Here is a 23276-nt window from a genome sequence, read left to right as displayed (position 1 = left end):
ACCGATACTAAAGGAGGGGAATCAGAATCATCCGTGTCATTTACGGAGTCAGAAGAGCCGCTGCCGCCACATCCGAATAAAGGCAGCAACGCAACAAGCAAAACCGCCCACCATGTCCTGTGCATCTTTTTTCTCCTCAATCTACTTGTTCTCAACCGCCTGCTTCATGAGACAATCCCATTCAGGTTTTCATCCAACAGAACCTGTTCGACTCTCCCCGAATTCTTCAGAAAAATCATGTCGTCTTTTTGTAAACCAGAGGTAAAACCGGAGGAAAATTTCGAAATAATCGAAGCCGGTTCGAGCATCCATCTCTGATTTTTTGGTTTGGTCTCAAAGAGTTTCCGTATACAATGGCCCACTCAACCCTGTCGGATAATGTTTTTCATGCGTGCTGTTCCCCCTGCCTTGCCGTTTTTCTTTTTTGTCCTGTGGCTGCTGGCCGTGCCCATGGAGGGACCGCTGCTGGTTGTGAGCGGGGTCAGCGGCACGAGCATATGGTTTCTCCTGCCTCTGGTCGCGTGCCTGCTGCTCACCGGCAGATTTATTTCCCCTGTCCTTCTGGAAAAACTGGCGCCCTGGGGGGCGGCCGCATGCGGTGTTGCGACCTATGCCCTCTACCTTTATCCCACCATGGCCCCCTTGCTGCTTTCTGTCATGGGCATCGCCGCTACACCGATAACAGTCAGATCGGCGATAGGCCTGCTGGGAGCCGGACAGCCCCTGCGCGCCGCTGCCTGGTGCCTGGTCACCACCAACCTTCTCCTGGCACTGCTGCACCAGACCCGGGACTTCCCCGCCTGGCCCATTCTCTTTGCCTTGCTGCCCCTGATGACCTTGCCCGGAATCGTGTCCGCCCACGAGAGCGACGTTCAAAAAGAACCCCTGGCCTGGGAGTATCTGCCCTTCATTTTCATCTTTCAGGTGGTCAGCGGATTGATGTACGGATTCCTGTTTCCGGCCTATGCTGCTTCCGGACTGATGCAGGGGCTGGAACTGGTCTTTTACATGCTGGCGGTTCTGGGGGCAGTGCCGCTTTACCGGCGCGACCGCGATCTGCTGCTGCTGGCCGGACTGAGCCTGGGGATGCTGGCTTTCGGATTGCTGCAGATCGGTGGGGCTGGCGGCATCAACCTGGGGATGTTTGCCGTAATGGCGGCGGCGGGTTGCATCGACCTGTTTCTGCTGGCCCTGCTGCTGCAGAGTGCACGTCCGGTGAAATCTTTCGGTTTCGGTCTCGCTGCGTTGTGCGGAGGCATCGCGGCGGGTCAGCTTCTCGGTCTTCTGCTGGGAGATCGGGCCGAAGCGGTGGGCATGGCCGGCAGCATGGCGCTCAATATCGCGGCCCTGGCCCTGTTTTTGCGCCATCACCTGCAACTGCGCAGGGTCATGGACGAGCGGGAGGAGAGCGAGGAAATCCCCGTCGAGTTGGCCTGTCAGCTCTCGAATCGCGAGCAGGACATTTTGCGTCTGGTGATCAGGGGCCGCAGCTATCGGGAAATTGCCGGGCAGTTAGGCATTGCCGAATCGACAGTCAAAACCCACATGCGACGAATCCACGAAAAAGCCGGAGTCACCGATCGCAAGCGCCTGCTGCTATGGCTGGCGCAAACCCGCAACCCCTGATGCTTCCACTTATCCTTTTACTTCCGTTCCACCGGATATCCGGCTTCCTGCCATGCCTCCCATCCCCCCTCGAGGGCGTAGACAGTCCGGTACCCCTGTGATTTCAGTATCCGCGCCAGACCGGCGCTGGTTCCCTCGTTCGGTCAATCGCAGTAGAGAACAAGGGTCTTTGACTTCGAATAGCTGTTTTTCCAGTCGTTGAATCTTCTCGGGTCCTCCCGGACCGCGCCCGCGATCTTCATCTCGCTGCTTGCCCAGTCATTGCCGGATCTGGCGTCGATGATGACAAGATCGGGAGTTCCGAGGCGGGACTTCAGCTCCTCCCCGGACATCCGCGGCACCTCATCCTGCGAGGATCGCCCCGCCCCGGCGCATCCCAGGGCCAGAAACAGCATAAGCATCGTGAACCACTTTCCTTTCATGGGTACACCTCCTTTGTTGACAACTGTAATCCGTCAAAACGCGAATGCAACCTGACAGACATGGTGCACAATCGATCCAGCGGGTGTTCACGGGGTATCCGGACGGCTTTACCTGTCATTTTTTACAGGTGAAAAATTGGTCATTTCCTGAAACCATAGCGTGCGATTTTCCTTTATTAATCGAGTCTTGCGGGTTCGTTCTAGGAGGTTGGGACCATGAAGATCAACGAACATCCAACCGTTTTGGCCGTGCGCGGCAATCCGACACCCCCCTCCGCCACCAAATCTCCTGCCACCAGAGTTCTCGACGATAAATGGCTCCGAAACCTATGCCGTGAAGCGGGAGCCGACGACGTCGGCTTCGTTTCCATCGACAATCCCGATATGGCGGAGCAGCGCGATATCATTCTCTATGCGTTTGCCCACGCCCGGTCTCTGGTGAGTTATGCCTGCCGCCTCAATCCCGAGAGCATCCGAAGCCCGGCCCGTTCCCTGGCGCAGCTCGAATTCAGCCGCGGCACGGGCCGCATAAACGAGGTCGGGCGGGCGATTGCCGCAAATCTCGCGACGGCGGGCGTCGCCGCCCTGCACATTCCGGCCACGTTTCCCATGGAGATCGAAAACTTTCCGGACAGGCAACCCTGGGTAATCGGTCACAAGCCGGTAGCCGTGGCCGCAGGTCTCGGACGAATCGGCCGCAACCGCTTGGTTCTGCATCCGCGTTTCGGGGCCTTCATGGTACTGGGAACGGTGCTTGTAGACGCCTCCGTCATTACCTACGGCGAAAAACTTGCCTTTTCCCCCTGCCTGGACTGCAATGCCTGCACCGCAGTCTGTCCGGTCGGGGCGGTTGGAGCTGAAGGTCAGTTCGATTTTTCATCCTGCTACGCCAACTGCTACCGCTATTCCCTGACCGGTTTCGGAGACTGGGTCGAACGCCTCGCCGACAGCCCGAATCGTTTCGCCTATCGCCGACGGGTGGATGACAGCGAAACCTCCGCCGTCTGGCAGGGGCTCACCACCGGCCCGATCTACCGCACAGGCTACTGCATGGCGGTGTGCCCCGCCGGTGAGGATGTCATTGTCCCGTTTCTCACCGATCGGGCCCGATTTGCAAGAGAAGTCGTGACACCGTTGAGAGAAAAAAAAGAGAGAGTTTATGTGGTTGCCGGCTCGGATGCCGAGTCCTATGCGACGCTAAACTTTCCGCACAAGGAATTGCGGCGGATCGACAACGGCCTTCGTGCGCAGTCGATTGCGAGCTTCCTCCAGGGCGCCCGCCTGAAATTCCAGCGGCGCAAGGCAGAGGGGCTTGCCATCACCGTGCATTTCACCTTCACCGGTAGGGAGGAGCGAAAGGCATCCATGTTGATTCGAGACGGCTCACTCGAAGTTGCCGAAGGGCATGTCGGCATTGTCGATGTAGCGGTGAGGGCGGACAGCGAAGCATGGCTCAAAGTGCTCGCCGGGGAGTGGAGTATGCTGGGGGCCATCCTGCGCGGAAAGGTCCGGGTAAAGGGGAAGGTCAGGCTTTTAAGGCGATTCGGCGAGAGTTTCGTCTGAAGATTCAGCAAAGATCGATCAACCCCAGTCGGATTGCAGCGGCAACGGCCTGAGGCCTGTTCACCGCCTCGAGTTTCTGCATCAGATTGTAGACGTGGTAATTGACGGTTCTTTCGCTGATTCCAAGGATAATGGAAATGTCCCAGGAGCTTTTCCCATGTTTCATCCAGTCGAGCACCTCCCTTTCCCGGGGGGAGAGAACGGCTTTAGCTTGATCGAGATTCGACTGGGTATTATCGAAGATGCGGATCAGAGCCAGGTGCAGGTGAGGAATCAAGTGCTCAAGTATCGTATCCGTTCGCCTGTCCGGCTTCAGCAGTTGGCCTGCAAAGCAGAACATACTTTTCTTCTTCGGCGCGAAAAAGGAACTTCCTCCGTGCATATAGGCTTCATTCACGCCAAAGTCGAGGTTTAGCGACATGATGTCTTTCGGCACCCTGGCGCTGTAGTTATTTGTCAGATACGACCAGCATTTGACTCTGCAATGAACGAATGTTTCTTTGGTGGCGATATCCAGGTAGAAGTAGTTGCGGGCCAGATATTCGTTGAGCCACTCCTCGGGAAAACTGACATTGATGCCATGGGTAATGACGAGGTCGTTGCTGCTGTCCATACGGCCGAAAAGAGTGCCCGCGAAATCAAAAGAGAAAAGTTCCTTTGTCTTCTGGAGAAGCGGAGTGAACTCCTCCTCCGAAGTGCAACCCAGGCAGCCGTGGATGAGTTCGAGGAGCATCGCGGCATCAGTACTGGAAAGACAGTCGATCGGCTTCGGCGGTTCTGGCAAAGACATGGACACCCCTTATCTGGAGTCACCCCATTGTTATGAATCATCAATGAAAAAAATAAAACGCCTCTGGGGACGATGGCAAGGTTTTTTTCGCGATCGCATCGGCTCCGAAAACACCCGGTCGACTCCCCCGAAGTTCCTGCGCCGTGCAAAAGCGGGATGCCAATGCGGGACCTTTCAATTTCTCCCGGCAGCCTCTCCTCTAAGGAACCAGACATGACTGCTTTGGTTCCGCTTGAAGGTGCTGTGCGCCACCGCGATCGCTCCCTGATCATTGACGGCGAGCTTTTTCATCAGCAACCCCTGCCTGCCTCCGCCGGTCCCGAGAGCCGGATCGCCGGTTCCCGGAATATCCCTGGGTGATGCAAAGGTCTGCCCGCCATCCCGGGAAAAGGTAAAGCCGAGCCCCTTCGGGTATCCCACCGGTTTGGGGAAGAGTTCCCAGATTATGTACGGATTCCCTTTTCCGTCCAGGCTCAGGCTCGGAAAGTTCATGCTTTCCCAGCGAGTTCCCTCTGGAACGGCGATCTGCCGCGGTTGCTCGAAGTCTCCTTCTCCCTGCGGCAAACGGGTATAGCGAATGTGATACGCCTTTAGAGGGCCACCAGGACTCTCGGCGTAAACGAGATGAACCGTCCCTCTGTCGTCGACGGCGAGTTTGGGAGCGTCGGCATGCCCATCGGTCCTGTCCAGGATGCGCGGCTCGGCGAAGGTCTGGCCGTGGTCGTCCGACTCGGAGAAGTGAATGTCGGCGGCCGGGTCTTCTCCAACTGTCCAGGCGATATAGACGGCGCCATCGCCTCCGGTGGCAAGTGCGGGGGCGCGGGCGGGTGCTGCACCGTTTCCGCCCCGGATGCGTATCGGTGCGGAGAAGCTGGCGCCCCCGTCCGTGGAGCGACTGAACCGCAGGGGGCCTTCATATTCCGTCCAGGCAGCGTAGAGATGTCCCTCGGGCCCCAGGGCAATATCCAGGCTGCCGTTGTGCCAGGAGTCCCTGTTCAGCCGTCCCTTTCCGGCGCCGGCTCTGGTGGTTGAAAGGTTGATCGGCTCCTGAAAAGTCTTCCCGCCATCGTTAGACCGTGCGAAGAAAATTTCCCCTCCGTGGGTTCCGCCGGAAAAAACGATCTCCTGCCACAGCACATACACCCGGCCGGGACGACCTGAGGTCATCACCAGCTTCGGCAGCCAGGAAAAGATGGACGGGCTTCGGGAGACGTTGACCGGTTCCTGGAAGCGTTTTTTGCCGTCCTTTTCAAAAACCTGGAAGAAGATATCCTTCCGGTCGTGATCGGCCCAGGCAACTCCGACAGCTTTATCCCCGTTGATGCCGACAGTGGGATCGTCCACGTAACGGAATTCCGATTCGTTCATCCTCCAGGGCCCCCGGTAAGCCTCTCCGGAAACGACCTCGATTTTATCTTTCCATTTTATCCCGGAAGATCCCGACTTTTGGGCCACGGACAAGGCGACCACGGACACTCCCATGAGTACGGCAATCGCGGAAATGAGGCCGGAAAGTATCGACTTGAAGTCCATCGCCAATCCTCCTCCAGACTTGCTGAATACGATAGCTTTGCGCCCGCCCCCTTCGGCAGATTGGGGTTCGCCAAGGGGAATCATCTGTACAGAATATCAATCCGGGACTGTTTCGCCATTGCCGGGAACCCGTCAATGCCCTGCCGCATGGGCTACTCGTCATTCATTTCAAAGAGTTACAACTCCATGAAAATGCGACTGAATCTTTAGGTTGACTTGCCATTTTTCCTGAGCTAATCTGGGCGAAGTTAAGAAAATATTAAAAAAACAATAATGAACCCGAATCAGCATAGCGGCAGCGGGTGCTGGGCGCCTGACAGGCGACCCGGTTTTTTTTATTTACGGCTTTTTCCCTTTTCGGCAGGGAAAATGACGGGACGTTATGCTGCTTAAGATCGGTCGGCCAGAACAGGTGGAAGACCGGATTTTACCTAGGGGGAAGAAGAGATGTTCTGGCACTTTTTGGGACTGTTGCAGGAAATCGGTTGGAAGGATTTGTTGGATATCGGGATGGCCTCCCTTCTCTTATGGCTGGGTATCGACGCTCTGCGCCGGAGCCGGATGCGGTTCGTGGGCATTTCCCTGCTGGCCTTCGGCGCTCTTTTCCTGGTCGCGAAGGAACTCGAGATAAAATTGACGGTCTGGCTCCTGCAGGGTCTGGCAGCCATCATTGTTCTCATCCTGATCATCGTGTTTCAAAGCGAAATCCGTCTGCTGTTGGAGCGGCTGTCCGGAAGACTGGTCGGGAAACGGACGCCGCCCCTCTCCTGGGCCGTACCGGAGATCCTCTGCGAGGGTGTCAGCACGCTGTCCAAGGCCCGACGGGGTGCCCTGATCGTGCTGCCGGCCAGCGACCCGCTGGAGTGGTTTACCACGGAAGGGGTCTCGCTGAACGGCCAACTGACGCTGCCACTGCTGTTGAGCATTTTCGATCCCAATTCCCCCGGACATGATGGCGCCCTTATCATAGAGGGCTCCCGGGTCGAACGCTTCGGAGTCCATCTGCCTCTGTCCCAGGACACCGAACAACTGAGGGGCCGGGGCACCCGCCACGCTGCAGCCCTGGGACTGGCGGAGAAAACCGATGCCCTGATCCTGGTGGTTTCGGAGGAAACAGGCAGGGTATCGGCGGCCCGCAACGGCACGCTGCGCCCGCTTGCACGATTGAAGGATCTGCGCGAGGAGGTGGCCGGGTTTTACGAGGAGCAGGGAAAACCCTGGGTCCAAAAGAGGACGCCGGCCAAAATCGGTAAAACCTCGCTCGAAGGGGCTTTGGCCATATTCCTGGCGCTGGTTTTCTGGCTGTTCCTGGTCCCGGGCTCGGAGATCGACTCCCTGGTGCACAAGGTGCCGATCAAGATCGAAAACGTTCCCGCCGACTTCAACCTGAAGGAAGTCACTCCGGCCGAGGTTTCGGTGACCCTGGCGGGTCCGAGGCGCAAGCTGTTCCTTTTCGACCCGAAAAATCTGAACATCCCCGTCGATGTAACCCTGTCGCGTTTCGGCCGGCAGACCTTTTCCCTGACCCCCTCATCGATCCTGTTGCCGCGGGACCTCTATGTCGCCGAAATCCAACCCGCCCAGATCAAGGTCTATGTGGAAACGAAACCGCCGCCAAACGGCCAGCAAAGCGGATAGAAAAAGCCCATCCCCAGGAAACGGGGATGGGCTTTTTTTTCAGTTATCGGAAAATTTGTCAGAAAATTTTGGTGACGACCAGAGTCGTTGTCAAACCCTCGGAGCGGTCCACGGCACCGAATTCCTGCTGCGAGCGCAGTTCGAGCAGCAGCTTCCACTGGGGAATCATGCAACGGACTTCAGGCCCCACGGCGAACACGCGGTCATGGTCATCCTTATCCCACGTCACGTCATCCCCCCGGTCATCCGTCACCTGCCACTGGGCATAGCCAACCACGCCGACCTCCCAGGCTTGCAAAGGCCCCAGTTTCCAGGAGGGCGGAAGGGCCTTGCCGATCCCCCATTCGAAATGGAAATCATCCCCCGCGGTCAGATCGTCCCCCTGCTTTTCACTGTGGACCTCGTAGCGCCCCAGCCAGGAAACGGACCAGGTCTTGGCCGCATCGGGGTAGACGGTGGCGCCGAAGGTCAGCATCCCGGTCCAATAGTCCTTGCCCGGGTAGGCCGGACGCCTGTCGTTGTTGGGCCCTGTCGGAACCCAGACGCCAAGGCTGACGGCGGCGTCCCAGCGCTCGCCGTGCCAGGCCAGTCCCGCCGGCTCGATGAAGCTGTCGCCGATGCTCCAGTCGTCGTCCTCGACACCGAGTGCCCCGATTTCCAGATCGGTATAGACCACCGGCACCAGCAGACTGCCGAAGAAGTTGCCTCCGAGAATCTTCCATTCGGACACATGAATGAAGCGATGAACGTTGGCAAAGACAAAGACATCGAAATCGACGTCAAGTTTATCGCCATCGGTATCCATCAGCTCATCGCTGGAGTAGAACACGTTGTAGAGCCGGTAGTAATTGCCGGGCGGCGGAACGCTGGCACCTTTGATCCCTTCGGCTCCGTTGGTGTAGTGATTGCCGGTTATTCCCGCCTGACAGGGCACCGCCAGACAGAGCAGCAGAACGACGAGCAGACCCCCAAATCGATTCTTCCCCATAATCCTTCCCTCCATGAATAAAACATCGGGCAGTGGCAGATCTCTGCCCCCAATTCATTAATCTAGTGCCTCATTGTGCACGGAAATCAATTTCGATCAAGGCTTTTTTGTGCAGAAGTGGTCAAGACTCAGAACCTGCAGACGTGTATGCAGCGGCACCTGGAGGCCGTTTTTGGCCTCCCTTCTCCCGCGCGGTGAGTTTAAAGGGATATTGTTCGGAAAAAGCGGGAACGGACGCTTTAGCGAAGCCGTTTCAAAACGGACTCCAGAACCTGGTTGAAAAAGGCCGGATTTTCCATTTGCAGGAAATGCCCGGCGCCGGGGATGAGGGTTTCGGTGACAAAGGGCGCACAGCGCTCCCTGGCGGAAGGGGGAATCAGGTCGCCGTTGACGGCTTGGATCGGCACCCGCAGTTCCTTGAAAGCGGCCGCTGGGCTCCAGGCAAGCAGATCGCGCCAGACCGGGATGGCCCAGACAGGATCGGCGGCCGACATCTCCCGGACCAGCCGTGCCAGGAGTTCGGGCGGAGTGGCGGCAGTGGCGGTCTGTGTCACCAGCGCAGCCATGGCGGCCGGAAAATCGGCTTCGAAGGGCGCGGCGATCGCCTGAATCGTGTCCTTATCCAACCCGCCGTAGTCGATGACGAAGGTGTCCACCAGCACCACTCCCGCGACCCGATCCTGCAGACGGCGAGCGGCCTCCAGAGCCACGGCGCCGCCCATCGAATGGCCGATCAGCACGAGCTTTTTAGCCATCAGGGCGTCGGCGCAGGCAACGATATCCCGTGCGAAGGAATCCACGTTCCAACGGCTCCGACCGGCGGCGGGGGTTTCACCGTGACCGGGCAAGTCCGGCGCCGCCACCGCGCGGATTGCGGCGAAATGCTGCAACTGCGGCAGCCAGTAGGTCCGACGGCAGGTCCAGCCGTGGATGAACAGCAGCATCGGGTCGCCTTCACCGGCGCAATCGCAAAAGAGGGGGATACCGTCAGGGGAGAGGACTGTTCGGGAATCGTGACAATTCATACAGTTAGCTCGTTTCGGATCAACTTTCGAATCTATCCACCACAAAATCTGAAAACCTTCAGATACCGCAACAATTCGCCCCAGCCCCGATTCCGATATCGATAGCGACTCCGATCAGGCTCTCTTGAGCCAAACCCGCTCCCTTATCGCTTTCGTGCCGGACCGGTCAACAGGAGCCTCATCAGTTCGGCCTGGCTCCCGGTGCCGGTTTTCGCGAAGATCGATTTGAGATGGGACCGCACCGTGTGCAGACTGATAAAACAGCGCTTCGCCACTTCGGCCGGTTCCGGAGTGTCCAGCATCGCCAAGGCTATCCGGGTCTCCGCCCCGGACAGACCGTAGAGGGCACTCAACCGAGTCCTGTCGATCGCAACTTTTGCCTCGGGGTCATACACATAAACTGCCACATACCCTTCCGGCCGGACGCTCAGGATCGGGATGTCCGGGTGGATCGGCCTGATCAGCAGCTGCAGGTCGGCGCGATCGGGCCGCGGCACCTCCAGGATGCCGCCGGCGCTATCAAAGGTCCGGGAATCGGCGGCGGCCAGACATTCCCGCAGCAGACGCTGCAGGGTCTGGTTCCGTCGACCATCGGCGAGCTGCAACTGGCCGTTGACCAGTCTCAGGGCCGAGCCGCTGCCAAGCAGCTCCTCGGCTCCCGGGTTACAGTGAACCGGGCGCAATGTATGATCCAGCAGCATGAACGGGAGGCTTTCCCCCCCGGCCGCGGCTGCGAGAGCCTCGGACCGCGCGGTCTGATCGGCCACCTGGGCCGCCAGCAGAAAAGCATGCTGGAGGTGCGGCACGAATCCGTTAATGAAATCGGTATCCTCTTCGGTGTAGTGCCCCTGTCCCCCGGTCCGCTGAACCAGCAGTTGTACCGTGCGGTGGGAATTCTTGAATATGGTGCCGCAGACCCCGTGATGGATGTCCTGGGGACCGGCCCAGTCGTTGAAGAATTCGGTGCGCAGGTAGTCGGGCTGGCGGCAACTGAAGTGGAGGTAGGTCGAATAAAGACGTCCCGGAGCCTTTCGCACCAACTCCGGACGCCAGGGGCAGGCGTTGACGTAATGTTCTGTGTACTGACGGTGAAAGCTATCGTCGATATTCTGCTTGATGCTGGACAGAACCCGGTCCGCCTGGGGGTTCAGGACCAGCATGCGGGCCGACCGGGAGTTGGTGCAGCCAATAATTTCCTGCAGAAATGCCTGCCATGCGCCCGGATCCGCAACCGTCGCATAGATCGTTTCAATCAGGCGAATCCGCCGTTCTTCGGGATGTGTCTGCCTGGCCAGGCCGTTGCTGAAATTCATTCACCTGTCACAATGGAAAACGTTCATTTCTGCGTCCAACCGAAAGCCGCCCCGGACTGGCTGGAACTGAACCTCTGGCACCTGACAACATTCAACGATATCGGATTGGATTTTATCCATTGCCAAGGATTAAAACAAGCCTTTCAACCAACCGGGCGGCTCTCGGTGTCTTCTTTGCGATCCTATATCAGAATTTTCCGAATTCTGAACTGTCCAGGGCAATCATCGGCTTGGGCCGGACTGCCTGTACCGGATTGTCCAATTCCGCGACCCGTCGGGGCGTGGTCTTCAATCCTATAAGAGTATTCCCCTGGAGGTGAAATTTCGACAGCATATGCCGTAGCTGTTCCGCCTGGCTGGAAAGCACCTCGGCGGCTGCGGCACTCTCCTCGGCATTGGCGGTATTCTGCTGGGTGACCTGGTCGATTTGTCCCAGCCCCTGGTGAATCTGACTGATCCCCAGCGCCTGCTCGTTGGAGGCGGCGGCAATTTCCAGAACCAGATCGTTGACCTTGGTGATACCCTGGACGATCTCGGCCAGGGCGACGGAAGTCTCATCGGCGATCTGTCCGCCCTGCCGGGTCAGGTTGACCGAATCCTCGATCAGCGCCGAGGTCTCGTGAGCCGCCTTGGCGCTGCGGGCCGCCAGGCTGCGCACCTCTTCGGCCACTACGGCAAAGCCCTTGCCGTGCTGACCGGCCCGCGCCGCCTCGACCGCCGCATTGAGCGCCAGCAGGTTGGTCTGGAAAGCGATTTCGTCGATCACCTTGATGATTTTGGAAATATTCTGGCTGGCGGCGTTGATTCTGTCCATCGCCTGCACCATCTCCTGCATGCTGGCAGTGCCTTTTTCTCCCGCCTTATGAGCCTGGCCGGACAGCTGGCTGGCCTGCGCGGCATTCTCCGCATTGGCCTTGGTCTGGGCGGCCATCTGGGTGACCGAGGCGGAGATCTCCTCAAGACTGCTGGCCTGTTCCGTCGCTCCCTGAGCGAGGGATTGGCCGGTATCGGCCACCTGGCCGCTGCCATTGGAAATCTGTTCACCGGCTGCCTGAATCTGAAGCATCAGGTCATTCAGCGACCGGTTCACCCGCTCGAGCGGTTGGCGGATCACCCCGTGGGCCTCAAAGGTGAAATCCCCCGCCGCCAGTTTTTCAAAGGCAGCCACAACCTCGTCGCGCAGATTGTCGGCAAATTTGTTGAGCGCAACGCTCAGCGTGGCGATCTCATCCCTGCCTCTGATCGACAGCCGGGCATTGAGGTTGCCTTCTTCCATGGCGTGGAGCATTTCAGCGGTTTCCCGCACCGATCGACCAATCCCCTTGGCGATCACGTAGGTGATGCCCCCGATAACCAGCAGCACCAGCGTCAGCAGCAGGATGGTGCCCGTCATGGCGGCGCGGGCGTGCCGTTTCCCCTCTTTCAGCTTGGCCGCCAAAGCACTGTTCCAAGGGCCGAGGTCTTCGCTAAGCAACAGCACGCCGATCGCCTTGCCGGAAAAATCCTTCACCGCCTGGGTGAAAACCATCTGATCCGCCACCTGGAACTTATGAATCGGGTTCTGGAAGGCTCGGGAGAAATCCTCCGACTGGTAAATCTTGCCGGCAATCTTCGGATCGGAGGCGTAGACCTGGACCCAGCGTCCATCGACGACCGGAAACTTCTTTGGGTCGTTCAGCTGTTTGGCCACGCCCAGTTTTTCCGCCGGCATGAAGAGGGAAATCTGCTTCCCCTCTTCAAGTTCGATCTCCTGCAGAAGGGATTCAAAGGAGGAGTAGGATTCCACCGACCCGGCCGGATTTCCGGAGCTGTCGTTCACCGGGGAAAGACCCCTGACGACAAACCCGCCGATGCCGAGTTCCACCCCCTGCAAAGGCTGATGTCGGGAGTTGATCTGGACGACCATCTCCCGGAACCCGCTGAGATCATCCGAAACATCCAGCTTCATCTCGCCCTGCTTGATCTGCCACCCGTCCCGCCAGACCCGGGCGAAGGAGCGGTTGTTGGACAGGTGAAAGTGGGCCCTCAGTTCAGGTTCACCGGTGACCTGGGAAAAGGTCTTTTCGATGGGGGAGAAGTGGTCCTTCAGAAAATTTCGGGCCGCCCGGACCTGTTCGTCGGCTTCTTCGTCGATTTGCCCTTTCAGGGCCCTGTCGTAAGCCTGTTTGACAATATCCAGAGAAGAAAAAAGGGCTGCCTGCTCCAGGTGCATTTTCGCCCGGATGTCGACCGCTTGAAATATTTTCGACAATTGCTCCCGGGCGAGAGCGTTGTGGGTGTCGTTGTACAAGGTGATCTCGCTGTCGATTCGCTCCTGAACCAGGCGGCTGGTTTTACTGTTGATGGAGAAAGCGATGATGACGGATGCCAGCACCAGGGAGATAAAAACGGGAATGAATATCTTGCCAAAGAGTTTCAACGAGACCTCCATTAAGCAAACGGGTGGCAGGTGCATAGCGATTCAGAAAACACTCGGAATTAAAGCAATTGTCGCTCCAAACCTGGCCGAAAAAATCGGACAACCGGCCATTATGCGTTCAACTGGAAAGAAAATCCTTATGGCATGGGCAGTTAAAAAATGGAAATGGTTACCAAAAATTTTCAAGTATTAAAGGAGAAGATCGTTTCGAAAACTCTGGGATTTACAAAATGTGACTGGAGGGACAAAAATTTGGCCCGTTTCAAGAATTTGTATTGTTTTCTGTTAATCAATCGGAGCAGAAAAATGCTCTTTGGACATTTTCCCCGCTGCCAGCGGTCTGCTGAAAAGATACCCCTGCCCGAAATCACACCCCTTTTCCTTCAGAAACGCCAACTGTTCCTCCGTCTCGATCCCCTCCCCCACGACCTGCAGCCCCATGCTATGAGCCAGGGCGATGACGGCGGAAGCTATGGCCGCATCATTTGGATCGCTGGTGATATCCCGGACGAAAGACCGATCGATCTTGAGTTTGTGAATCGGGAACAGCTTGAGATAGCTCAGGGAAGAATAGCCGGTGCCGAAGTCGTCGACGGAGAGGGAGACACCCTTCGCCTTGAGGTCGCTCAGTTTCAGGATCGTTTTCTCCACGTTTTCCATGGCCACGCTTTCGGTGATCTCCAGCTCCAGCCAACGGGGATCGAGGCCGCTCTGTAGAAGGATACGCTCCACCTTTTCGGCGAAATCGGGCTCCCGGAACTGTCGACCTGAGATATTGACCGAAATCCGGATCGGGGGCATACCCTGGCTCTGCCAGAATACGGCCTGGCTGCAGGCGGTGGACAGGACCCAGTCTCCGATCGGTACGATCAGGCCGGTGTCTTCCGCCAGGGGGATGAAATCACCGGGGGACAAGGGGCCCTGGACGGGATGATGCCAGCGCAAGAGGGCTTCGAGGCAGACAACGGTCCGGTTCTCAAGATCGACCAGGGGTTGAAATTCAAGGAAAAATTCCTGGTTTTCAACGGCTTTTCTGAGAGCGGTCTCCATGATCAGAAACTCGTGTGTGCGGGCGTTCATATCCGAGGTATAGAACTGAAAATTGTTCCTTCCCCTGGCCTTGGCCCGGTACATCGCCGCATCCGCAAACTTCAGCAGGCTCTCCTCGTTTTCGGTATCGGTCGGGAAAACACTGATGCCGAAACTGGCAGTCAGGGTAAAATCGCCGTTTTTCAGGCGAATAGGCTGACTGACAACCCCCAGCAGCTTCTGGACAATGGCGGCGACATGGTTTTCATCGTCGATCTGGTTCAGAATGATGCCGAATTCGTCGCCGCCCAGGCGGGCCACGGTATCATAGTTGCGGATCCACCGCTGCAGACGTTCGCCGATCTCCCGCAGCACGTGGTCCCCGGCCTGATGTCCCAGAGAATCGTTGATGTTTTTAAAGCGGTCGAGATCAAACAGCAGGAAGGCGACCTTTTTTCCAGCCCGCCGGGCTGCCGACAGCGCCTTCCTGAGATGCTCCTGCAGTTGCAGCCGGTTGGGCAGGTTGGTAAGGGGGTCATGATAGGCCAGGTATTTCAGATGCTTCTGGTTCTCTCGCAGCTGGTTCTGCACATTCAGATGTTCGGTGATATCCCGGGCGGTCTCGATGATGCCAAGCACTCGACCTTTTTCATCCCTGAAGGGCGAAGCCTGCAGTTCGAAAATCTTCTCCTCGCCGCTGCCGTCGATCCCCTTGCGGACAAAAGTCTGGTTTTGTCCGGTCCGGCGGATAGTCTCCAGTATTTCGGGAGGATCGACGTCGGCGAAGGATTCACCCTGGAGAGGCAAGGCTCCGGAGCCTGAATTCCCGGACAGAAGGTTTTGGGCTGACCGGTTCATCAGCAGAACCTGGCGGTCGGCATCAATGACCCGTATGGGGTCAGCCACCCCGTCAATGACCGTCTGCAGGAACTCCCGTTCTTTTTCCAGGGCGTGCTGGGAGCTTTTCAGTTCGGTGATATCCTGCAGCAGCGCCACCGCATACCTGGGCCGATCCTGCTCGTCGGCAAGCCAGGTGACAGAAATGAAAAACCATCGCTCCCCACCGTTTTTCCGCAACAGTCGGGCTTCGTAATGGCAGACCTTGCGATGCCCCTCCCGAACATCTTCATAGCACCGATCGATCTGGGGCCGATCAAGGGGATGGACGAGGTTTCGGTAATTGCCGCCGACCAGGTCCGCCTCGGCGTAATCCAGGTAGCTGCAAAAGCAGGGATTGACATTGAGCAGATTGTCCTCGGGGTCAATGACGATCATCCCGGCGGATGCATCTTCAAAAATTGACCGAAACCGCTCCTCGCTCTCCCGGAGGGCTTTTTCCCCCCGCTTGATGTCGACGAACCGCCAGACGGAATCCATCAGCAGGGTGAGCTGCAGCACATCGGTCTGATCATAGGCGGATTCCTTGTTGGCCACTCCGACAACGGCCACGATCCGGTCTTCCTTGAAAACCGGCAGGGTCAGGAAGGACTTCAGCGGGGCATGTCCCTCGGGATACCCTTTCTTGAGCGGGTGATGGGCCTGGTAATCGTTGAGGATGATCGGCTTTCGCTGGCGCACCGCTTCCCCCCAGATCCCGGTATCCTTAAGTTCATAGCAGGTCTGGGGATCGGTGATGGTGCATTGGTGCATGACCTCCCGGGACCAGGCGTTGAGAATGAACTGCTGACGCTCCTCATCGTAAAAATAGATGTAGCCGATCCTGCTCTCCGTCAGGCTGATGGCTTCATCAAGCGCGTGGTTGAGGAACTCCTGAATGGTCTCGCTGCGGAAATGAAGAATTCTGACGATGCTGCGCAGACGGGATTCATTGCACTGGATCTGCTGTTCGGCCAGTTTGCGTTCGGTGATATCCTCGATTACGGCGATGAAAAGCTCCGGGATGTCGGCCGTAACCTGTACCGGAACCATCCTGATACTGACCCAGATCGTCGATCCGTCCTTGCGCAGAAGACGTTCTTCCGGACCGGTCCTATCATCGTCCCCATCCTCGGGGTGAGCGAGGTCCTGCAGGGACTTGCGCAAAAGTTCATCCCGTTCGTAGCCAAGAATTTGACACAACTTTCCATTGACGCGAACCCATCGCCCTTCCCTTCCGATATGCGCCAGCCCCACCTCCGCTTGCTCAAAGGACACTTGAAACAGACAGCCTTTTTCACCGCAGATGTCCTGGCTCTTTCGCGCGCGGGGCTCTTTCTCTTTATCTGAGGATTCGGTCATTGAAAAAACACTCCGGATCTGACATGTGAAGGAGAAGAAACCGATAGTGTCAAAAATCAAGCTTTATATTTTCAAAGGAAGAGGATATACAAAAAGCCTGCCGGAAGGTTGCCCTATAAGCAAAAAACCGCCCAAATAATCGGGCGGCCTTTATCAGGTTTATTGATTTCCTGGAGAAAGTTTCAATGAAAGGGCTATTTGAAGAGCCCTCGACTCATGTACCCGCCTATACGATTTTTACACCTTGCTCAAGGCTCCAGGAACTCCGGCCTGGAAAGCCCTTTCACATCGGGAACCTCCTTAAGCTTCCCCAGGCGGTGGAGAAAAGCGCCGGTCATGTTCAGGCTCCTGACCACCTGTTCGTCGAGACGTACCCGCCATTCCATTTTTCGGAACATGGCCGCTTCCAGCGAGGCCGGGGTGCCGGTGACCAAAGCGGTTTCGGCAGCAGCAGCGTCCGGGTCGGCGTTGATCCAGTCGACGGCCCGGCGTGTGCCGGCGACGATGGCACGGATGGCTTCGGGATGGGCGTCGGCAAATTCCTGGGAGGCGACGATGAGCGAGGGGTAGTCGTTGCCCAGGCCGGACAGGCAGGCCAGTTCGCGCGCTCCCGGCACCTTGTCCCGCGTGAGCATGGGGGTCGGTTCGGAGGCGGCCAGGGCATCGATGGAACCGCTGATGAGAGCCTCGACAAGATCCTTCTGCGGCAGATTGACCAGCTGAACTTTGGCCGGATCGATGCCGTGATGCTCCAGATAGAGGTAGACCGCGCCGTGGGTGCTGGACCCGAACTGGACCCCCAGGCTTTTCCCGGCCAGATCGGCCGGTTTTTCGATCCCCGACCTTTCGCCGACGATGATGGAATGCATCTTTTCACCGCCTCCGTAGGCCGCCACCAGCACGCAATCCCTTGCACTGGCCAGGGCGATCAGGGCCGGAACGTCACCCATCACGGCCACATCGGCGCTGCCGCTCACCAGGGCCTCGGCGGCGGCGATGCCGGCACCCATCCCTAGTTTAATCTCCTGAACAATGACCCCGTCCGCGGCCAACCACCCCTTATTATAAGCGAGGATCTGAGGAGCGTAATACCCCTTGGAGGTGTAGGCAAGGCGGCAGAGGACGGCATCGCTTTTGCCCTCAGAAGAGCGGTCGCAGGCGGTCAGCGCCGGAAAGGCAAAGACGAGGAGGGCAATCGGGATGAGGGTGCGGATTTTTGAAGACATGGCATCTCCTGGTTCAGTAAAGCGCCAGCGGAAAGGTTGTCGTACTCGTACTCGAAAAGATCCTTTCGTCGACCAGAATTACGATTACGCGTACGAGTACGAGATAAAAACCGGTCGTTAAATTCGGGCGCAGATACAGGACTCGCCGTTCGCATCCTCAGGACGGCCGCCAAGACGTTCATCCAGGCGTTCGACATACTCGATGAGCCGCGCGTCGCGACGATGGCGCGGGCGGGGAAGGTCGACCGACTCGATCCCGCGCAGCCCGGCCGGGGGGCGATCCAGCATGACCACCCGATCAGCCAGATAAACGGCCTCGGCCAGGGTATGGGTGACGAAAATAACCGTCCAGCCGAACTCCATCCAAAGAGCCGTCAGTTCATCCTGCAGTCGAGCCCTGGTCACGGCATCCAGGGCTGCGAAGGGCTCGTCCAGCAGCAGAACTTCCGGATTCAGGACCAGGGCGCGTGCCAGCGCCACCCGCTGCCGCATGCCTCCCGATAATGCAAAAGGATGAGCATGCAGAAATTCCCCGAGGCCGACCCGAACCAGTGCCTCCCCGGCACGCTTTCTGGCCTCCTGCCTGGGCACCCCCTGCCGTCGCAGGCCGTAGGCGACGTTGCCGATGGCAGTGTACCAGGGGAAGACGGCATGATCCTGAAAAACCACCACCCTGTCGGGTCCCGGTCCGGTCACCGGCCTGCCTGCTGCCAGGATCGAGCCGGATGTGGGACGAGTAAAACCTGCCAGCAGGTCGATCAGAGTCGACTTGCCACAGCCACTCGGCCCTACGACAGCCACAAATTCACCCCGCTTGATCTCAAGCTCCAGTCCGGAGAGCGCCGTAACTCCGCCCTGGCGTCCCTGTCCGGGAAAGACCTTGCCCACATGATCGAGAGCCAGGGAAATCTCAGTGCTCATGGCTGATCCCCCAGCGCCTGATCGTGTTTCTTTCAAGAGGGGACAAAACCAGGCGTTCGAGACCGAGCCCAAGCAGAGCGATAATTGCAATGCAGACGAACGCCGAGACGTAGTCCATGGTCCAGCGGGCCTGGATGATGGCGTAGCCGAGCCCGTCGCCGGATCCGACGACCATCTCCGCCGCCACCAAAACCCGCCAGGCGGCTCCCAGGGCAATGCGCAGCCCGCTCAGCAGATGCGGCAGGGCGCCGGGCAGAAAAACCGTGGCAAACAGCGAAAGCGGGCCGGCTCCGCACATTCGGCCGGCCCGGACGTAGCGCCTGTCCACGCTCTGCATTCCCATCACTCCGGCGATGGCCACAGCCGGAAAGGCTGTCAAGGCGATCATGGCCACGGTCGCGGTCTGGTTGAGCCCGAACAGCAGAATGGCCACTGGTATCCAGGCCAGCCCCGGCACCACCTGCAGAACCTCCACAGTGGGCATGGTCACCAAACGCACCGGGCGGCACCATCCGGCGACAAACGCGTAAGCCAGACCGGTCCCCAGGCCGATGCCGAAACCTGCCGCCCAGCGGGCAAGGCTGACCTGGAGGTGGTGATAAATGCTGTATTCGAGGAAGATGGCGCCTGCGAGCAGATGACGCAAAGCCAGAAGACAGTCCAGGGGAGTGGGAAAAGGTACGCCGCGGGCCGCCTGCACCGCCCAAGCGATGCCTTGCCAGAGGACAATGGCGAATACCGCCGAGCCGAGGCTCCAGATGGGGCGTCCGAACCTTGCGCTGAAACGGGGGACGGCCAGGGATGGTTGCCGGGGATGGAACATCAGAAGAACCTTGTTGAACCCGAAGTCATCAACCGCTTATTCAGCCGGTGCAATGGACTCCCTGCTTCTGGTTTTTTCAACCGTTTCCGGTTTCAACAGGGCCAGGAGACCGTCGATCTGCCTGCGGTAGGCTTGCAGGGTTTCGCACCAACGCCGCAGGCATTCCCCGCCTGCGGCGGTCAAAGCATATCGCCGTTTGGCCGGCCCGTTGTCACTCAACTCCCAACTGGAGGAAACCAGACCTTCCCCCTCCATGGATTTGAGTACCTTGTAGATCCCGCTGGTATCCGGCGGCATTTTTCCATAAATGTCCAGCCCGCTCAGTTGCTGAACGAGATCGTAGCCATGGGTTTCCCCCCGGGCAAGGATAGCCAGCACGGCCGGGCGAACGAGCCGGGCAAGAGTTTTCCCCGAACAGGCACATTGGTTCAAATCCATTATTGGACCTCCTCCGTTATTGAGAGATCAATATAGCGCGGGAATATTGATTGTCAAGACGCATGACCTCTCCCGGCCGGGATGGCCAAAGCGACCGCAAAAAAATTTATTAAATGATCAACGTCCTCCTCAAAGTCGGGTATACTGCAATCAGTAATCAAAACTACTTGGAGGACGCCGAACTTGAAAACCTCCACCGACAATACGATAGAGCGTCTCCTGGCAGCTTTTCCGGAGTTCTGTCATCAAAAGGGCATCAAGGCCACCCATCAGCGGACCGAAATCTATCGGGAATTGCTGGCGACCGAGGAACATCCGAACGCGGAAACCTTATATGAGCGCGTCCGCGAACGGATTCCGTCAATTTCTCTGGACACGGTTTACCGGACCCTGCGCCTTTTCGTTAAAGAAGGGATTATTTCCCGGGTCAGCGCCGCCGGAGAGAGTATGCGCTTCGACGCCAACATCGATCGGCACCACCACTTCATCTGCACGGAATGCGGCCTGGTGCGCGATTTTTACAGCACATCCTTCGATCAACTGTTGGCCCCTGAAGAGATTTCCAGTTTGGGCGCGATCAATTCGGTGCATGTGGAAATTCGCGGCATCTGCAGTGCCTGTCGCAAAAAGGATTAAAAAAATTTCCGTCGGGACTTGACATTTCAGGAAATTCCTTAATAGTAATATCTATTATCTGGTAATCCGTCTCAAACCATCTGTCTTGGCCCCGTTTTAATCCAAAAGCAGGCCTAAGAAAGGAGATCGTATGTCGCTGAAAGGTACCCGCACAGAAAAGAACATCCTCACCGCATTCTCCGGAGAATCACAGGCCCGGAACCGCTACACCTATTTCGCCGGCCAGGCGAAAAAAGAAGGATTCGTACAGATTGCCGAGATTTTTGAAGAGACCGCCAATCAGGAGAAGGAGCATGCCAAGCGCCTCTTCAAGCTTCTGGAAGGAGGAGAGGTGGAAATTGTCGCCGCCTTCCCTGCCGGCGTCATCGGCAGCACCTCAGCCAACCTGCAGGAAGCCGCTGCAGGCGAAAATCACGAACACATCGAGATGTATCCGAGCTTTGCCAAAATAGCCCGGGAAGAGGGCTTCAACGATATCGCGGATATTTTCATGGCTATCGCCGTGGCCGAAAAACAGCACGAAAAGCGCTATCGGGCCCTTTTGGCCAACGTCGAGTCGGGGAAAGTTTTCATGAAAGATCAAACTGTTGTCTGGCGCTGCCGCAACTGCGGGTACCTGCACGAGTCCGATAAGGCGGTCGATCTCTGTCCTGCCTGCGCACACCCTCAGGCCCACTTCGAACTGCTTGGAGAGAATTACTGATAGACTGAATTCTGTCGGCCGGCAGGGTGGCCTGCCGGCATCGAAATCGGTCAGGTGGTCCATTCGGCCCGGAAAACCAACCCCTTTTTGCCAAGAAAGGAGTTCGAAATGCCCAACATACTGGAAACCATCGAATCGAACAGCTCTCTCAAGACATTGTCCAAAGCCGTGAAAGCCGCCGGCATCGAGGACGCCTTGAAGAAACCGGGTCCCTATACCTTTTTTGCTCCAAGCGACACCGCCTTCGACAAGGTGAATCTGGAGGCAATTCTGGCCGACAAGGACAAAATCCGTTCCATTCTCCAGTACCACCTGGTTGCGGAAAAACGTTCGGCTGATGAACTGGATGCCAAAAATGTCTTCACCCTTTTGACCGAGTACGGCAAAAGTCTTTCGGTCTATCTGGATGAAAACGTGATCATGATCGACAACGCCCACATCGTCGAACCGGATATCGAATGCTCCAACGGAGTTATTCACATCATCGACAACGTTTTTCTGCCCCAGCATTCCGGCTGGTACGAAACCACCGCCTGATATTAAGGGTGTCGCCGGGAAAATGTTTCCTTTCAATGCAGCCCATTGAGGTCGGTATCGGAGTCGGGGTCGAAAAGACCCTCTCCGATACCGGCATCGATGCCGACACAGACAGCTGAAAAAGATGGTCTGAACCAAGCGCTCCCCTCCCCGAAGCTGTTTGCAATCTTAGACGATTCCTGCTTTAATCAAGGCCTGAGGCAACCTCTGCAGCATCGGCTTGATTCCTTTTCTTCCGCATCATTTCAGGACAAAAAACATGACCAAACGCATCCTTGCCGTTGTTCTCGGCCTGTTGCTGCTGATCGGCATTCTTGCAGGCATCAAGTTCCTCCAGATCCGAAAAATGATCGCCCAGCAGGCCGGCTTCGTCCCCCCTGCGGAAACGGTCACCGTGGCTGAAGTTAAAAGCGCCGACTGGGAAACCCTGCTGACCGCAGTCGGCTCTGTTGAGGCGGTGCAGGGGGTGACGGTGGCCGCGGAACTCCCGGGCAAAGTCGATCGAATAGCCTTTGAACCGGGAGCCAATGTGAGCAGAGACACCTTGCTGGTGAAGCAGGATACTTCCTCCGAGCAAGCCCTGCTGCCCGGTGCCGAGGCCGCCCTGGCCAAAGCCAAACGGGACCTGCAACGGGGGGAAACCCTGCTGGCGGACAATATTATTTCGCAGGCCGAGTACGATACTGCCCTGGCCACCTGGCAACAGGCATCCGCAGAAGTTGCCAATATCCGTGCCACTATTGCCAAAAAACATATCCGGGCGCCCTTTGGCGGGCGCCTGGGCATACGCCTGGTCAATCTTGGCGAGATGCTTGAAGCGGGGCAAACGATTGTTTCTCTTCAGTCACTCGATCCCATCTTCGTCAATTTCATGCTCCCCCAGCAGCATCTGTCCCAACTTCACACCGGTCTGAAAGTGCGCCTGACCACGGACGCTCTTCCTGACAGAATCATCGAGGGGAGGATCACCACCATCAACCCCGAAGTCGATCCGGCCACACGCAATATCAGGGTGCAGGCGACTCTCGATAACTCTGACGGCGCCTTGCGGCCCGGCATGTTCGCCAGCGTGGCCGTCGTGCTGCCCTCCGTCAGGGAGGTTCTGGTCATACCGGCAACCGCGATTCTCTACGCTCCCTACAGCGATTCGGTTTTCGTCGTGGAAAAAAAGCCTGCTGAAGCCCCCGGAGGGGACGGCCTGATGGTGCGCCAGCAGTTCGTGCGCCTGGGAGAAAAGCGCGGTGACTACATCAGTGTGCAGGCCGGCCTGGCGGAAGGAGAAAAAGTGGTGACGACCGGGGTTTTCAAACTGCGAAACAATCAGGCGGTCGTGGTGGACAATGCCTTGTCGCCGGATTTCAAGCTGAATCCGACGCCGGAGGAAGGGTAATCAGGTGAGGGGTGAGGG

At 57.7% G+C, this 23276-nt stretch carries 19 protein-coding genes; 7 read left to right on the top strand and 12 right to left on the bottom strand.

The genetic code is table 11. From position 1 onward, the window contains the following. The first annotated feature begins 387 nt into the window (after window positions 1-387). Complete coding sequence (locus R2940_10000) at window positions 388-1626, top strand: helix-turn-helix transcriptional regulator (GenBank protein ID MEZ4600103.1); 1239 nt, start codon at window positions 388-390, stop codon at window positions 1624-1626. A gap of 17 nt (window positions 1627-1643) precedes the next feature. On the opposite strand, the gene R2940_09995 is transcribed toward R2940_10000, so the two are convergent. Then, window positions 1644-2027: a rhodanese-related (seleno)protein gene (locus R2940_09995; GenBank protein MEZ4600102.1), complete on the bottom strand. Its 384-nt coding sequence runs from the start codon at window positions 2025-2027 to the stop codon at window positions 1644-1646. 237 nt (window positions 2028-2264) lie between these two features. Between R2940_09995 and R2940_09990 the strand changes: the two genes are divergently transcribed. Further along, entirely contained in the window at window positions 2265-3611 is a 1347-nt protein-coding gene (locus R2940_09990) for an SCP2 sterol-binding domain-containing protein (protein MEZ4600101.1), read from the top strand. A gap of 4 nt (window positions 3612-3615) precedes the next feature. Here the strand turns inward: R2940_09990 and R2940_09985 are convergent, their stop codons facing one another. Further along, window positions 3616-4401, bottom strand: a complete 786-nt coding sequence (locus R2940_09985; GenBank protein MEZ4600100.1) for a LuxR C-terminal-related transcriptional regulator — start codon at window positions 4399-4401, stop codon at window positions 3616-3618. A gap of 174 nt (window positions 4402-4575) precedes the next feature. Next, complete coding sequence (locus R2940_09980) at window positions 4576-5934, bottom strand: sialidase family protein (GenBank protein MEZ4600099.1); 1359 nt, start codon at window positions 5932-5934, stop codon at window positions 4576-4578. A 447-nt stretch (window positions 5935-6381) separates the two neighbouring features. Between R2940_09980 and R2940_09975 the strand changes: the two genes are divergently transcribed. Then, complete coding sequence (locus R2940_09975) at window positions 6382-7572, top strand: diadenylate cyclase (GenBank protein MEZ4600098.1); 1191 nt, start codon at window positions 6382-6384, stop codon at window positions 7570-7572. 58 nt (window positions 7573-7630) lie between these two features. On the opposite strand, the gene R2940_09970 is transcribed toward R2940_09975, so the two are convergent. From R2940_09970 to R2940_09930, 9 genes are all read right to left on the bottom strand, one after another. Continuing rightward, window positions 7631-8560 carry a transporter gene (locus R2940_09970; protein MEZ4600097.1) on the bottom strand — a complete coding sequence of 310 codons (930 nt, stop codon included), beginning with the start codon at window positions 8558-8560 and terminating at the stop codon, window positions 7631-7633. A 239-nt stretch (window positions 8561-8799) separates the two neighbouring features. Further along, window positions 8800-9585, bottom strand: a complete 786-nt coding sequence (locus tag R2940_09965) for an alpha/beta hydrolase (protein ID MEZ4600096.1) — start codon at window positions 9583-9585, stop codon at window positions 8800-8802. Between the two features lie 143 nt (window positions 9586-9728). After that, complete coding sequence (locus R2940_09960) at window positions 9729-10898, bottom strand: LuxR family transcriptional regulator (GenBank protein ID MEZ4600095.1); 1170 nt, start codon at window positions 10896-10898, stop codon at window positions 9729-9731. A 187-nt stretch (window positions 10899-11085) separates the two neighbouring features. Further along, window positions 11086-13317 (bottom strand): methyl-accepting chemotaxis protein, encoded by a 2232-nt coding sequence (locus R2940_09955; protein MEZ4600094.1) that lies wholly within the window; start codon window positions 13315-13317, stop codon window positions 11086-11088. 285 nt (window positions 13318-13602) lie between these two features. Then, on the bottom strand, window positions 13603-16584 hold the full coding sequence (locus tag R2940_09950; GenBank protein MEZ4600093.1) for an EAL domain-containing protein: 2982 nt from the start codon (window positions 16582-16584) through the stop codon (window positions 13603-13605). 248 nt (window positions 16585-16832) lie between these two features. Next, complete coding sequence (locus R2940_09945) at window positions 16833-17810, bottom strand: ABC transporter substrate-binding protein (protein MEZ4600092.1); 978 nt, start codon at window positions 17808-17810, stop codon at window positions 16833-16835. A 117-nt stretch (window positions 17811-17927) separates the two neighbouring features. Continuing rightward, window positions 17928-18731, bottom strand: coding sequence for an ABC transporter ATP-binding protein (locus R2940_09940; GenBank protein MEZ4600091.1), 804 nt, complete (start codon window positions 18729-18731; stop codon window positions 17928-17930). Further along, window positions 18721-19554: an ABC transporter permease gene (locus R2940_09935; GenBank protein MEZ4600090.1), complete on the bottom strand. Its 834-nt coding sequence runs from the start codon at window positions 19552-19554 to the stop codon at window positions 18721-18723. The genes R2940_09940 and R2940_09935 overlap by 11 nt, the downstream gene beginning before the upstream one ends. Before the next feature lie 36 nt (window positions 19555-19590). After that, window positions 19591-19992, bottom strand: a complete 402-nt coding sequence (locus tag R2940_09930) for a PadR family transcriptional regulator (protein ID MEZ4600089.1) — start codon at window positions 19990-19992, stop codon at window positions 19591-19593. A 183-nt stretch (window positions 19993-20175) separates the two neighbouring features. Between R2940_09930 and R2940_09925 the strand changes: the two genes are divergently transcribed. The 4 genes from R2940_09925 (at window position 20176) to R2940_09910 (ending at window position 23258) form a co-directional block, all read left to right on the top strand. Then, on the top strand, window positions 20176-20628 hold the full coding sequence (locus R2940_09925) for a transcriptional repressor (GenBank protein ID MEZ4600088.1): 453 nt from the start codon (window positions 20176-20178) through the stop codon (window positions 20626-20628). Window positions 20629-20758: 130 nt separating this feature from the next. Continuing rightward, a complete protein-coding gene (locus tag R2940_09920) occupies window positions 20759-21331 on the top strand; it encodes a rubrerythrin family protein (protein ID MEZ4600087.1) in 573 nt (190 codons plus the stop codon). Window positions 21332-21439: 108 nt separating this feature from the next. After that, window positions 21440-21868: a fasciclin domain-containing protein gene (locus R2940_09915; protein MEZ4600086.1), complete on the top strand. Its 429-nt coding sequence runs from the start codon at window positions 21440-21442 to the stop codon at window positions 21866-21868. Between the two features lie 259 nt (window positions 21869-22127). After that, window positions 22128-23258 (top strand): efflux RND transporter periplasmic adaptor subunit, encoded by a 1131-nt coding sequence (locus R2940_09910; GenBank protein MEZ4600085.1) that lies wholly within the window; start codon window positions 22128-22130, stop codon window positions 23256-23258. The last annotated feature ends 18 nt before the right edge of the window (window positions 23259-23276 follow it).

It is taken from the genome of Syntrophotaleaceae bacterium (assembly GCA_041390365.1).
In the GTDB taxonomy this organism is placed as follows: domain Bacteria; phylum Desulfobacterota; class Desulfuromonadia; order Desulfuromonadales; family Syntrophotaleaceae; genus JAWKQB01.
Note: the sequence above shows the minus strand (reverse complement) of the source record. Positions and strands in the feature narration are given on the sequence as shown.